Source organism: Wocania ichthyoenteri Th78 (genome assembly GCF_000789235.1).
Taxonomy (GTDB): domain Bacteria; phylum Bacteroidota; class Bacteroidia; order Flavobacteriales; family Flavobacteriaceae; genus Wocania_A; species Wocania_A ichthyoenteri.
Window position 1 is genome coordinate 1,909,506 of record NZ_KN525716.1, and the last position, 14,880, is coordinate 1,924,385.

Here is a 14,880-nt window from a genome sequence, read left to right on the forward strand (position 1 = left end):
TACTAAAATTTAAAGTTATAAGTGATTGAAGGAATGAGACCAAAAATGGCTGTTCTAGAAGCTTCATTAACGCCTGTATCATCATTTTGACGGAACGAAATTGATGCTGCATTTTTACGATTATAAGCGTTATAGATTCCAAAAACCCATTCGCCTTGCCATTTTCTATTAAGATTCTTTTTTGGATTATATGTTGCTGAAAGATCTAACCTGTGATAAGCTGGTAATCTACTTGCATTTCTATCAGAAAAGCTAGCAATTGATAAGCCTTCATATTCATATTGTCCGTCTGGATAGGTTACTGGTCTTCCTGTTTGGAATACGGCATTGGCACTAAAATTCCATCTGTCATTAAGTTTATAAACTCCAGTAACAGATATATCATGCGTTCTATCATAAGCTGTATTATACCATTTACCGCCATTTATACCTGGTCCACCAGCAATACTACCTAAAGTTCGTTGTTCAGATTTGGCAAGTGTGTAGGCGAACCAACCTGTAAAACGTCCTTTATTTTTTCGTAATAACACCTCCAAACCGTAAGCTCTAGCCTCTCCGTTTAAAATTTCAGTTTCAATGGTGTTTGTCCCTATTAAATCTGAGCCATCCACATAATCAATTCTATTATCTATAGCTTTATAATACGTCTCTAGCTCTAGTGAATATTTGCTGTTTTTGAAGTTTTTATAAAAACCCAAAGCATATTGTGTAGAGAGCTGAGGTTTAATATACTTTCCACTTGGTGTCCAAACATCAACTGGTGTTACGGCAGATGTGTTGGATAATAAATGTAAATATTGAGAAGATTTTGTAAAGCTTGCTTTTATTGATGATGAAAGATTTAATTGATAGGATAAACCTAACCTTGGTTCAAGATTATCAAAAGTTTCTATGCTTTCGTTCTTTTTAAAAAATGTGTTCCCTGTTTCTTCACCTTCTTCATAAATATCTAATTCATCATTATAAATAACTGGCATATTGTCCACATAATTCATAATATTTTGTCCACCTAGTCTGTTAAACCTACTATATCTTAAACCATAATTTAATGTGAGTTTATCTGTTAATTGGTGTTCTGCACTTACGTACAATCCACTTTCAAAAGCACGTTTTTGTTCTAATTTTAAATAGTTTACAGGCGAAGTTTCCGAAGTTGGTTTTACTTCTCCTGGATTTAAATTATATAGTATCCCGCTTACTCCAAAGTCTATATTCAATTTATCATTTACATAGTATTTAAAATCGTACTTCAAATTATAATTTTTGATATCTGCTATCCAATCTAACTCTACAAAATCTAATATAATTTGATAATCATACTTGCTATAAATTAATGATACATTGGAAAATAGTTTGTCATTGAAAACATGATTCCACCTTAAATTTCCCGATGCATTTCCGTAAGTATTCTTAATAATATTTGATAAATCGAATATATCCCTACCAAAATATCCAGAGAGGTAAACGCGGTTATTTTTATTGATTTCGTAGTTCGTTTTTAAGTTTAAATCGTAGAAAGATATTTTATCATCTTTCACCTCTTCAATGCCTTTCATCAACAAATGTGCGTATGACGAGCGTCCAGCAATTAAAAAAGAACCTTTATCTTTAAACAACGGTGCTTCTGCTGTTAATCTGCTTGAAATAAGTCCTACACCACCGCTTAATGTAAATGCTTTACTATTTCCGTCTTTTTGGCGTACATCTAATACTGAAGATACGCGTCCACCAAATTTAGCAGGAATGTCTCCCTTATACAATTTCACATCTTTAATGGCATCATTATTAAATACCGAAAAAAAACCGAAAAAGTGCGAAGTGTTATAAATAATAGCCTCATCCAGTAGTACTAAATTTTGGTCTGCTGCGCCTCCTCTAACATTAAATCCAGGTGTACCTTCACCACCATTGGTAACTCCTGGCAACATCTGAATAGATTTAATAACATCTACTTCTCCCAAAACCGCTGGCATCTGTTTTATTGTTGATGCATTTAATTTAGAGACACTCATTTGAGGTTTCTTAATACTAATGCGTTCTGGTTCTTCTGCTGTAATAACGACTTCGTCTAATTGTTGCGATGATTCAGTAAGCTCAAAATCAATAATTTGGTCTTCTTTTAAAATAATCTCTTTGGATATATCTTCATATCCCATATAAGAAACTATTAATGTATATGTTCCCTCTTTAGCTGTTAAAGAATAAAAACCATATGGATTTGTAACTGCACCATTTGTTGTGCTTTTTAAAAATACGGTTGCTCCTAATAGTGTTTCACCGTTTTTTAAATCTTTAACTGTTCCTCTAATACTGTATGTATTTTGAGCAGTTATTGCTGTGCCTAATAATAAGCACAGAACTAGTACAATGTGTTTCATTTGATCTGTTCGTTTTTTGATTGATGATTGATACTACTATTGACATATCAAAAAACGAAGGGTTGCATCAAGTTGAAAGTTTAACTTTTAAGCATAAAAAAAGACAAGCTATTCACTTGACTTTTAGTTGTTTATGTTTAAATTATTTTTATTCTTTTTTGTCGGCTTCTTTTTTAGTTCCGTTTAAAGCATCCAAAATAGTTTGTGTTAAATCATTTTCATCTGTCCCGTACATAACGGTTGATGCTGCATCAGTTGTTCCTAAAATATAAGTGTAACCGTTTTTCTTGCCGTAATCTTTAACAAAATCTTTTACTTTAATAATTACTGAATCTATTTCAGTTTGAAAAGATTGAGTCAGCAACTGTTGCTCATATTGCATTTGTTGCTGTAGTTGTTGTTGTTTTTGCTGCAAACCGCCCATTAATTCTTGTGCCTTTTTTTGAGAAGATTTTTGGGCCTTAGCTTGAGTTTGTTGTACTTCAACCTGAAAGGCTTTACCAATACTATCTGCTCTTTTCTTAAAAGCATCTTCTTTTAATTGAAATTTTGCTTCAAGGTCTTTCTTTTCTTGAAAATCGTTTATAACCGTGCCGTTATTTACATATCCAATTTTTGCTTGTTTTTCACAAGAAGATAAAACGATCATTGCTAATACTACGTAAACTATATTTTTCATGTGCTTGATTTTTCTATTTTAAGATTTCGCACAAATGTAATAAAGTAACTGATAATTTAAAGCGGAATTATTTTGAATTTAACATATAACAAAAATTTATTGGTAATATTAATTTAAATAATTATTATCTATTAAAAACAAAGACGTTTAAAGCGATATAAGACGTTTTTATGAAATTGACTAGCATTTGTCTATTTACTCCATTAAGAACCTACTAAAACAAATAAAAATTAGTTTTAGCTATTTTTAATTATATAAATTAAAGATGAAGCCTCTTTTGTTGTTATTGCTTTTAAATTAGAAACCAATCCAATCCAAATTCCTTTGATTGAATTCATTTTTTTAGATTTATATTTTTCTGAAAGCATGCTCACATAAAATGAATCAAACCACATGGGTTTTACGTTTTCAACTTTAAAAGATTGTTTTGAAACTAATTTTGAAATTGATTTTTTATTAAAATGCCAAAGGTGCCTCGGCACATCGTAAGCTGCCCAAAATTGCTTGTAATGTTTTGCGTCGAAACTTTTATAGTTTGGTACTGCAATTATTAAAGTACCATTTGTTTTTATAAGCTTTTTAAAAATTTGAATCTGATTTTCTAAATCTGGTAAATGTTCTAATACATGCCAAAGTGTAATGACATCAAAACTGTTTTCTTCAAACTTTAATAATTGTTCAGTTTTATAAACTGAATTATTAGTTTTTTTATTAGCAATTGTTCGAGCTTGCTCGTTAGGTTCTATTCCAAAAATATGCCAATTATTTTGTAGTGCAATCTCTAAAAAATCACCTGTGCCACATCCAACATCTAATAGTTTTTTTTCTTCTGAAGTTTTATACTGAGGTTCTCGAGGTGCAAATGAATTAATTAAACTTAATTTCTTTTTAAGAGAAATACTTCTTACTAAATGATATACTTTTTCGAATAGATTTCTTTTAGAATCTGTATGCGAAATGTAGTCTTCACTTTTATAGTATTCTGGTAATTTATTTGAAGATGGTTGTGGAGTAGTTTCAAGAAAACCATATTCTGAATTTGGGATTAATTCAAATTCCTCTCCTGAAACGGAGTGGTCTTTTACTTTTAAAAAAATAGATTTTTTATCCATTTGAAATAGATTCTGAAACAAATTCAGAATGACAATAAAAGAAAATTAAAACACTATGTTCCACGTGGAACGTTAAAAATTATCTACCCATATACACCAATAAAACAGAAATATCATTAGGCGACACTCCACTTATTCTTGACGCTTGAGATACCGTAGTTGGTTGGATTTTTTTCAACTTTTCACGAGCTTCATAACTCATAGACTTAATCTGAGAGTAGTCAAAATGCTCAGGTATCTTTACATATTCTAGCCTGCTTAACTTATCAGCATTGTTTTTTTCCTTAGCAATATATCCTGCATATTTAACTTGAATTTCTGCTTGCTCAACAACTTCCCTGTCCAAATTATTCTCTTGAATGTAAGCTTCAACACTTTTTACTTTCCTAACATCATCCATCTCAATATTAGGCCTTGCAAATACTTTAAACAACTTCCCAGATTGCTTTACAGCTGATGAATTTTTGTTTTCCAAAATAGGGTTTATCTCTTCTGGTTTTACACTTTGTGATTCAAAAAAGTTTACAAATTTTTCTGCCGCTTGGTGTTTTTCTTCCATGCGTTTTAAACGCTTTTCTGAAGCTAAACCAAGTTCAAAACCTTTAGGTGTTAATCTTAAATCCGCATTATCTTGACGCAATAGTGTTCTATATTCTGCTCTCGATGTAAACATTCTATAAGGCTCTTCTGTTCCCTTTGTGATTAAATCATCTATTAAAACACCAATGTAAGCCTCATCTCTTTTTAAAGTAAAAGGTTCTTTTTCTTGAACTTTTAAACTCGCATTTATACCCGCCATTAAGCCTTGCGATGCTGCTTCTTCATAGCCAGTAGTTCCATTAATTTGACCTGCAAAATATAACCCTTCAACTAACTTAGTTTCTAAAGTGTGCCTTAATTGTGTTGGCGGAAAATAATCATATTCTATAGCGTATCCAGGTCTGAAGAATTTTACATTCTCAAAACCAACCACAGAACGTAATGCCTTAAATTGTACGTCTTCTGGCAAAGATGTAGAAAACCCGTTTACATAAACTTCACAGGTATTCCAACCTTCTGGTTCTATAAATAATTGATGTCTATCTTTATCAGCAAAACGATTAATCTTATCTTCAATTGACGGGCAATATCTTGGGCCTAAACTTTTAATTCTACCATTAAACATTGGTGATCTTTCAAAGCCTTCTCTAAGTAAATCATGTACCAATTCACTAGTGTAAGTCATGTAGCATGAACGCTGATTTTCTAATGGCTTAGTAATATCTAAATACGAGAATTTTTCTGGGTTTTCATCTCCAGGTTGTTCAACCATTTTGGAAAAATCTAACGACCTCCCATCAACTCTTGGTGGTGTTCCAGTTTTCATTCTACCAGATTCAAAACCTAAATCGACAAGTTGCTCTGTTATTCCTGTAGCCGCTCTTTCGCCTGCTCTTCCTCCACCAAAATTCTTGTCGCCTATATGAATTAATCCATTTAAAAAAGTGCCGTTTGTAAGCACAACAGACCTTGCCTTTATTTCTAATCCTAGGGACGTTTTTATTCCTATGACCTTATGGTTTTTCACCAACAATCCAGAAACCATTTCTTGATAAAAATCAAGATTACGTGTGCCTTCCAAAAGCAACCTCCAGTCTTCTGCAAAACGCATTCTGTCACTCTGTACTCTCGGGCTCCACATTGCAGGCCCTTTAGATTTATTTAGCATTTTAAATTGAATCGCCGATGTATCTGACACAATTCCGCTATAACCTCCTAGCGCATCTATCTCTCTTACAATTTGCCCTTTTGCAATACCCCCCATAGCAGGATTACAAGACATTTGCGCAATGTTCTGTAAGTTCATGGTAACAAGCAGTGTTTTGCTTCCCATGTTTGCAGCAGCAGCAGCAGCTTCACTTCCTGCGTGACCCGCTCCTACGACTATAACATCATAAACTTCATTAAACATAATTCTTTTTTTTAAAACATGTTCCACGTGGAACACATCGTAATTTTGAGTTTGCAAATATACGTTGAAATACTGAATTTTATCCTAACTGTTTTAAGTAGTGATTTTCTTTTTCACGCATTACCCTAGCATCTACATCTGTCTTATCTTTATAGCCGCAGTAATGCAGTATGCCATGAATAATAACACGATGCAACTCTTCAATAAAAGACGTTTGAAAATCTTTAGCATTATCTTCTACCCTTGCAATGGAAATAAAAATATCGCCCTGTATTATTTTTCCGACTGAATAGTCAAAGCTAATAATATCGGTTAAGGTATCATGATTTAGAAATTCAACATTTAATTTATGAAGATATTTATCATCACAAAAAACGTAATTAATCTCATCTTCTTTAAAACCTTCCGCGTTAATTACCTTTGAAATCCATGAACAAACATCATCTTCATTCTTTAATAAAAAATCGGTTTCGTAATTAAAACTAATCATTTGTTTTTTTAAAATACTCTTGAACTTTCTTTCTGTAAACTTGACGCAAAGGTAAGGTTTGTCTATTCAATATTTCTGTAGTATTAAAATATTGTTTAGCAGAAGGTATTTGATTATTTGTGTTATTTATAAAATCAATCTTGTTAGTTTCAGATTCGCGTTTATTGTCTTCTCCTTGTTGAAAAGTAGCATTCTCCATTTTTAATAGTTGATGCTTTAATTCCATCATTTTTTGAAGCGTTTGATTTGTAAAACCTCTATTTAATAAATCCAATTCAATCTCTTCCATTTTTTTTAATAGTGCATCGCCTTTTCCTTTCGATCCTTTTCCTTCTTTATCTAAACGCTGCTTTAAGGCTTGTCTTAATTCTTGTTGTTGCTGATAAATCTCGTAAAGCATACCATTTAAATCTTCACTGTCTCCTTCGCCTTCACCATCGTTTTGATTGCCCTCATTTCCTTTTCCTTCATTATTTCCTTGTTTTCCATCCTTCCCTTTATTCCCTCTTTTGTCTCCTTCACCTTCTTTATCCCCTTCTCCTTTTTTAGGTTTTTGACCTTCACCCTTTTTCATACCTTCTTCCATCATTTTATTAAGCTGTTCCTGGCTCATAATAATATCTGGAAGTTGCATATCACCTTGTCCACCTTTACCTTGAGACATACTCATGCTTTCCTGCATATTGTCCAAAACATCACTTAAAAAATTGGCTAAATTATTAGCCGCAGTAATAGCAAATTGTTGATTAGACACGCCTTGATATAATTGATTTTCAGCCAATAAGCTAAGTGATTTATCAATATTATAAAACACTTCTGTAACCTCTTTGTTTACAGTTTCAGATAGTTTTGGTTGACGTAAGGATAAAGCAAATAAACTATCATCAATATGCTCGAAATGCTCTTTTAAGTTATGCTGTTTTCTTAAAAAAGAAGCATACTTATTATGATTGATTTCTATAGCTCTAAATTGATTCATTAAAGCTTCTTGGTCAAAAGAAAATAACACTAAATTATCGAGAATTTGTCGTAGCATTTCGACATCTTCTTGCATTTGATTTGAATCTCCTCCTCCCATTGAGTTTTTCATTTTCTCGCTCATTTCCATCATTTTTTTTGCAGCTTTCTTTTGACTTTTTTTAGCGTTTTGTTTATTCTCAGGCTTTGGTTTAGTAGAATCGTTCTCTTGCTTTTCTAAAGCTTTTTCTTCTTCATTTTTTTCTAATTCTTCAGATGCTTTTTGCTGCTCTTTTTCAACTTCATTTTCATCTAATTTATCTCGTGGAACTTCAATTGGTTTTTTTAATTCTTTACTGCCTTTTTCGAGTTGCTCGATTTCCTTTTTAAATTCTTGGAACTGTTTATTTAAATCATCTTGCTTTTTTTTAGTGTTGTCTGGGTCTTTTTCCTTAGATAATTTTTCTTGATCTATTGCCAATTTCATTAAATCTTCTTTTAGCTTATCTAGTTTCTTTTCAACATAAAAGCGTTTAGTCAATTCTATTAATTGCTGCAAGCTTCTCTTTTTGTTTTTGTTCTGTTTTGCTAATTCTTCAAGTTTTTGAGTTAACTCTTCTTTATTAATTTTTTCTTGAAGTTTTTTTAATTCCTCTAAAAGTTTTTCGTCTTTTTTAAGCTGCTCTTCATTTTCTTCTAATCGCTTTTTTAAATCTTCTTTAAAAACATCTTCTTTTTCATTTTCCTTTTGAAAATCTTCTAAATTCTCTTGTAGTTTTTTGTTGAAATTTTTCATCATTTCGTCTTGTTGTTCTTGACGTTTTAAAAATGATTCTAATTTCTTTTTATCATTAAAGTTTAAATTGGATTTTTCCTTTTGGATTTTAGACAACTCTTCTAGCTTTTTATCTTGTTCTTCAAATTTTTCTAGAGATTTATTTAAGTCTTTAATGGTTTCACTTTGTTCTTCTAACTTCTTTTGTTCATCTTCGTCTTTAGTGCGTTTTCTATAGGTAAACACATTACTTTTTGTACGTTTATATTTATTAACAACATCATTATCAAATACCTGAAAATACAATTCGTAAGCAACTCCAGCTTCAATATTCAAATTATTTGGAAATGCCGTAATAAATTCATCAATATTTGTATTGGAAATTGGCAGATTTTCCATTTGTTTTTTAGATTCATCATTTACAGGATAATACACCATTTGAAGTTTGCTAAACCCGTAATCATCACTAATTTGTCCGTAAAAATAAAGCGTCTGCAAATCAAGACTGTCAACCTGCATTTTTAAGTTAAGTTCTGGATATTCATCTTTAACCACATCAATTCTAAAAGCTAAATTTTCGTAGTTTTTAAGGTTGGTATTACTTGTGCTTAAACTATAGTCTAAATGATTATAAAGACGTCTAGATAACTGAAAACCATTTTCTACCACTGAAGAAAAACGCACTGTATCTTTTGCGTATAAATGCACATCATCAGTAGACTTCGTTTTAAGCTGCCATGTAATTTGTGTGCCTTCAGGAACCAAAGCATTTCCAGTGCTCTTTAAAGTTTCGTCTCGCTTTTTGGTATAACTTGGGTAATCCAATACCATTTGAAAACTTAATAACGTTGGTGTTTCAACCACATCAATCGTATATGGTTTTGAGGTTACTTCATTAGCAGACAACTGAAATCTAACCGCTTCTTTTGGCTGTGTAAATACATATTCAAATTCGCCAACAGCTTTTTGTTGTAGAAAATAAGTTTCATTATTATAAGTAATTTGAGCACTTTCTGGAGTAACCTCGCCTACTGTTTTTACAATCAACTTAAAATCTTTATTTTCTATCGCATTCAAATTTTCATTCACTACAAAAAACTGAAATGGCGCAGGTGGTTCGTAAGCAGTTTTGTAATGCACAATACGCTCGTAACTATCGCTAAACCAATTAGATTTTCCTGTTAAAAAGGTTATTAAAATGATTAAAATAGGAATTGCGGCGTATTTTAAATAGCCAATATTCTTTTTAAAATTAACAGCTAATTTAAACGGAATGGGTTTCAATTCTGCCGATTTTTGCTCAATGCTCGCCAATAATAATTCAGATTCCAATGGGTTTTGTTGTAGCTGTAATACATTCAACAATTTATCATTAACTTCTGGGAAATACTCTCCTATAATTTTAGATGCATCTTCATAATTGATGCCTTTTTGTAACTTAAATAATTTAGCTAACGGAATTGCTATAAACTTAGTGAGTAAAACAACTTCAACTAAAATAAACACCCAAAATAGAATGGTTCTCGCCAAAGGATTTAACCATAAAACATGCTCAATAAACAACGTAAACAAAAAGTAAAGTAGCCCAATAGCAAAAAATAAAATTGCGCCTTTTATTAATTCGTTAGTGTAATACCGACTAATAAATTGCTCTAATTTGGTTTGTATGTTTTTAAAATTGTTCATATATAAACAGATTTCCACCTTTGCGGAAATGATAAAACGGTTTTAACTTACTAAACTACAATTTTATTTTTATAAGGTTTATAATTATCTGTTAATTGTATCTTTGCCAAAAATAACAAAACATGACCAAAAAAGTTCGTGTGCGTTTTGCACCAAGTCCAACTGGGCCTTTACATATAGGAGGCGTTCGAACCGCTCTTTTTAACTATTTATTTGCTAAAAAACACAACGGAACTTTTATCTTAAGAATAGAAGATACCGACCAAAACCGCTATGTTGAAGGTGCAGAACAGTATATTATTGATGCGTTGAATTGGTGTGGTATGCCTACTGATGAAAGTCCTGTGGATACTGGTAAATATGGCCCTTACCGACAGAGCGAACGCAAACACTTATATAAACAATACGCGAATAAATTAATTGCTTCTGGTAATGCATATTATGCTTTTGATACTGCTGAAACTTTAGATTTCCACAGAAAAGACCACGAAGCCAAAGGCAAAACTTTTATTTACAATTGGCACAACCGCTTAAAGTTAAGTAACTCTTTATCGCTTAGCGCGGAAGAAACACAAGTAAAACTAGATGCTGGTGAAGATTATGTAATTCGGTTTAAATCGCCTCAAGATGAAACGCTGCATTTAAAAGACATTATTCGTGGTGATATTAAAATTGATACCAATATTTTAGACGATAAAGTTTTGTTTAAAAGCGATGGTATGCCTACCTATCATTTAGCAAATATTGTTGATGACCATTTAATGGAAATATCCCATGTTATTCGTGGCGAAGAGTGGTTGCCAAGTTTAGCATTACACTATCAATTATACAAAGCATTTGGTTGGGAAACACCAGAATTTGCACATTTACCATTAATTTTAAAACCAACAGGCAAGGGGAAGTTAAGCAAACGTGATGGTGATAAATTAGGTTTTCCAGTGTTTCCGTTACAATGGACAGATCCTAAAACCAACGACGTTTCTAGAGGCTATAAAGAAGATGGCTATTTCCCAGAAGCTATGGTTAATTTTTTAGCCTTTTTAGGTTGGAACCCAGGAACTGAGCAAGAAATTTTTAATCTTGAAGAATTGATTGCTGCTTTCGATTTAAATAAAGTAAACAAATCTGGTGCTCGTTTTGACCCAGATAAAATAAAGTGGTTTAATCATCATTATATGCAAGAGCAAAGTAATGATGTTTTGGCTGAATTGTTTAAACCCATTGTTGATGAAAATTTAAACGTCATTGCGAGTAAAACGAAGCAATCTGTTTCAAATGATGAGATTACCACGTCGCAAGCTCCTCGTAATGACGTTGATGCTAATTACATATCAATGGTTATTGGTTTAATAAAAGAGCGTGCCACTTTTGTATCAAATTTTTGGGATTTGAGTCATTTCTTTTTTACTGCACCAAATTCTTATGATGAAAAAGCCTCGAAAAAGGCATTTAAAGAGGATACAAAGGGCATTCTAGAAGAGGTCGTTTCAATTATAAATACTACAGAAGATTTTACCGTCGAAAACCTTCAAACTAATATTAAAGGCTGGATAACTTCTAAAGAAATAGGTTTTGGGAAAGTAATGATGCCATTGCGTTTAGCTTTAGTTGGCGCTTTACAAGGACCCGATGTGTTTGATATTATATTTATGATTGGAAAAGCAGAAACGGTAAAGCGTATTGAAAAAGTGATTAACTTACTATAAACTGTTTCATAGTTGTTAGAAGACTAAACCTTGACTTTGTCAGAAAAAAAGCATAACTTAAGTCGTTTAACTGCTGATATAAAACATTAAAACGATTTCATATCAGTTGAGCATTAAACGACTTAATGACCCGTCCTGAAATAAGGCTACATAATTTTAAACATTATGTATAGAAATGACAAAGTAATTAGACGTTACAGTGAACCTTTCAAATTAAAAATTTTAGCCGAACTTACAACCGGAAAACACACAAAGAGCGAACTTTGTAAACTCTACTCTATTGCGCCTACAACAGTCAATGAGTGGATTAAAAAATATAATCGTAAAGACTTAATGAACACCAGAGTAAAAGTGGAAACAAAAGACGAAATATCTAGAATTAAAGCACTGCAAAAAGAGATTGAACAGCTTAAAAAACTACTGCTTAAAAAGGATTTGGATGCTATGGTATTAGATTCATATCTGGAAGTAGCTGCTGAAGATTTAGGTTATAAATCCATTGCTGAACTAAAAAAAAAGTTAAGTATAAAGCCTTAATCAAAGCTAAAGAAAAATCTAAGGGATTTACCTCTTTAACAACTATAACCAGTTGTTTTGGACTTAAACGTGATGCGTATTACAAATACAAATCTAGAGCTGATAGGCGTTTAAAAATAGAACAACAGATTATAAACATAGTCAGTAAAAAACGTAAATCCCTTCCTAGAGAAGGTGTGCGTAAACTCATGAAATCATTAGATAACGAGTTTACTAAAGCTAGCCTTAAAGTTGGTAGAGATACCTTATTTAATGTCCTTAGAAAACACAATATGCTAACACTTAGAAAGAAAACTAGTGCCAGAACAACAAATTCTTATCATCGTTTTTATAAGTATAATAACATGATAAAGGATATGAAAGTCACTAGATCAAATCAAGTTTGGGTATCTGATATTACATACATCAGAACAGTAAAAGGTTTTTGTTATCTGGCTTTAATTACAGACATGCATTCCAGAAAAATTGTTGGTTATGACCTTAGTGATAGCTTAGAACTTAAAGGATGTGTAAGAGCCCTTAATAAGGCCATTTATCAAGCTAAAAACATTAAACAGCTTGTTCATCATTCGGACAGAGGAATACAGTATTGTAGTAATGTATACACTCAAATACTTAAAAGAAAAAAGATAGGTATTAGTATGACTGAAGAAAATCATTGCTATGAAAACGCAATGGCAGAGCGTGTAAATGGAATCTTAAAAGACGAATTTTATCTCGACCAAACCTTTGATAACGTGACTCACGCTAAAAGAACCGCAAAAAATGCAATTAATTTATACAATGAAATAAGATTACATTTATCTTTAGACTATAAAACACCTAATATGGTATACAAATTATCAGCCTAAATTAAATTTTAACCTGTAGCCATATTTCAGGACAAGACATTTCAAAAAACAACAACTAAAACGAGATTATTCCACCCAAAACCAACATAGACTGATTCCCTTTAAAACTATTAACACCACCAGAAGCATCAATAGTTTCAGAATTTAATCTCTTTAAAATATTGGTAAACCCATAAATGTATTGAGCTTTAAGCTTAAAGTTTTTAACTCCAACCGATGCACCAATGGCACCATTAATATTAAACTGAGAAATATTTGTAATGTCTTCAGCAGTTAAATTGCTGTAATTATTAATATAGTAGCCTTTATTAGCCTCGTCTTTAAGCTCTAGTTTTCCATTATATTGTAGCATTGGCCCTATGCCAATAGTAAAATACTCTGGCACTACTTTTATATGCATAAGCATTGCCACTTGGGCTGCAAACATTTTGTAATCGATAAACTCGTTAGAATTGCTATTACTTAACTGCGTTGGTCTTGCAGAAATATCAATAGAGCTTTCAGAAAGCTGCATGCCAAAACTTATATTATACCATCTGTTAGGAATATCTACAGTTGAAGACAGTCCACCAACAAACCCGTTTGACGATTTGGTTATAAAATTATCTGTAGTAATATCAAATTGAGTAATGCCTCCTGTTATACCAATGCCGTTACTAATTCTGTAATTTCCTTTTTGCGAAAAACTTTTTGTAACAAAACACACTATAAATGCTACTAATAAGAAAAGTCGATTATATTTCATAAGTTAAGGATATAAGCGACCAAATATAGTATAATTTTTGTATCTTAATTTTTCTAATCATTTTTTAATAAATTTATTATGAATTACTATCTTATCCCTTTTATTTTTATCGGATTAATCATATTAATCTCTGCCTTTTTTGTTGTTAAACAACAAACTGCTGCTATTATTGAGCGTTTTGGAAAATTTCAAAGCATTCGACATTCTGGTTTACAATTAAAAATTCCTTTAATTGATAAAGTAGCAGGAAGGTTAAGCTTAAAAATCCAGCAATTGGATGTTCTTATTGAAACCAAAACTCTAGATGATGTTTTTGTTAAACTAAAAGTTTCTGTGCAATACAGGGTATTAAATCAAAAGGTATATGATGCATTTTATAAACTAGATTATCCGCATGAGCAAATTACCAGTTATGTATTTGATGTCGTACGTGCCGAAGTGCCAAAAATGAAATTGGATGACGTATTTGTTAAAAAAGATGACATTGCATTGGCCGTAAAATCTGAATTGAACGATGCTATGCTCGATTATGGTTTTGACATTATTAAAACCTTAGTAACCGATATTGACCCTGATGCTCAAGTTAAGGCGGCGATGAACCGAATTAATGCATCCGATAGAGAAAAAACAGCAGCGCAATACGAAGGTGATGCAGCACGTATTTTAATTGTTGAAAAAGCAAAAGCTGAAGCTGAAAGCAAACGTTTACAAGGACAAGGTATTGCAGATCAGCGTCGAGAAATTGCTCGTGGTTTAGAAGAATCTGTTGATGTTTTAAACCGTGTTGGAATTAACTCTCAAGAAGCCTCTGCACTAATTGTTGTAACCCAGCATTATGACACATTACAAGCTATTGGTAGTGAAACAAATAGCAACTTAATATTGCTGCCTAATTCGCCACAAGCCGGAAGCACCATGTTAAATGATATGGTAGCTAGTTTTACAGCAAGTAATCAAATTGGTGAAGCCATGAAAAATGCTAAAAAGAAGAACGAATAGAATTCCTTTTAAAA

The 14,880-nt window shown here is 32.0% G+C and carries 11 protein-coding genes; 4 read left to right on the forward strand and 7 right to left on the reverse strand.

Annotated features, from left to right (window positions below; genetic code table 11):
- Positions 1-2: 2 nt before the first annotated feature.
- The 6 genes from RG22_RS08320 to RG22_RS08345 form a co-directional block, all read right to left on the reverse strand.
- Entirely contained in the window at positions 3-2,378 is a 2,376-nt protein-coding gene (locus RG22_RS08320; RefSeq protein ID WP_034042393.1) for a TonB-dependent receptor, read from the reverse strand.
- Positions 2,379-2,526: 148 nt separating this feature from the next.
- Positions 2,527-3,057, reverse strand: a complete 531-nt coding sequence (locus tag RG22_RS08325; protein WP_034042396.1) for an OmpH/Skp family outer membrane protein — start codon at positions 3,055-3,057, stop codon at positions 2,527-2,529.
- Positions 3,058-3,293: 236 nt separating this feature from the next.
- Positions 3,294-4,169, reverse strand: coding sequence for a class I SAM-dependent methyltransferase (locus RG22_RS08330; RefSeq protein ID WP_034042398.1), 876 nt, complete (start codon positions 4,167-4,169; stop codon positions 3,294-3,296).
- Positions 4,170-4,248: 79 nt separating this feature from the next.
- Entirely contained in the window at positions 4,249-6,120 is a 1,872-nt protein-coding gene (mnmG, locus tag RG22_RS08335) for a tRNA uridine-5-carboxymethylaminomethyl(34) synthesis enzyme MnmG (protein ID WP_034045897.1), read from the reverse strand.
- A gap of 79 nt (positions 6,121-6,199) precedes the next feature.
- Positions 6,200-6,610, reverse strand: coding sequence for an rRNA maturation RNase YbeY (ybeY, locus tag RG22_RS08340; protein ID WP_034042399.1), 411 nt, complete (start codon positions 6,608-6,610; stop codon positions 6,200-6,202).
- On the reverse strand, positions 6,603-10,028 hold the full coding sequence (locus RG22_RS08345; RefSeq protein ID WP_034042400.1) for a DUF4175 family protein: 3,426 nt from the start codon (positions 10,026-10,028) through the stop codon (positions 6,603-6,605). Before RG22_RS08345 ends, ybeY begins: the two co-directional genes overlap by 8 nt.
- A 122-nt stretch (positions 10,029-10,150) precedes the next feature.
- Between RG22_RS08345 and gltX the strand changes: the two genes are divergently transcribed.
- The 3 genes from gltX (at position 10,151) to RG22_RS08360 (ending at position 13,122) form a co-directional block, all read left to right on the forward strand.
- Complete coding sequence (gene gltX, locus RG22_RS08350; protein WP_034042402.1) at positions 10,151-11,734, forward strand: glutamate--tRNA ligase; 1,584 nt, start codon at positions 10,151-10,153, stop codon at positions 11,732-11,734.
- A 165-nt stretch (positions 11,735-11,899) separates the two neighbouring features.
- Positions 11,900-12,271: a transposase gene (locus tag RG22_RS08355; RefSeq protein WP_034041369.1), complete on the forward strand. Its 372-nt coding sequence runs from the start codon at positions 11,900-11,902 to the stop codon at positions 12,269-12,271.
- Entirely contained in the window at positions 12,271-13,122 is an 852-nt protein-coding gene (locus tag RG22_RS08360) for an IS3 family transposase (protein ID WP_034042404.1), read from the forward strand. Before RG22_RS08355 ends, RG22_RS08360 begins: the two co-directional genes overlap by 1 nt.
- A 55-nt stretch (positions 13,123-13,177) precedes the next feature.
- Here RG22_RS08360 and RG22_RS08365 read toward each other — a convergent pair whose 3' ends face one another.
- A complete protein-coding gene (locus tag RG22_RS08365) occupies positions 13,178-13,867 on the reverse strand; it encodes a hypothetical protein (protein WP_034042406.1) in 690 nt (229 codons plus the stop codon).
- Positions 13,868-13,945: 78 nt separating this feature from the next.
- Between RG22_RS08365 and RG22_RS08370 the strand changes: the two genes are divergently transcribed.
- Entirely contained in the window at positions 13,946-14,866 is a 921-nt protein-coding gene (locus RG22_RS08370; protein WP_034042408.1) for an SPFH domain-containing protein, read from the forward strand.
- Positions 14,867-14,880 lie beyond the last annotated feature (14 nt).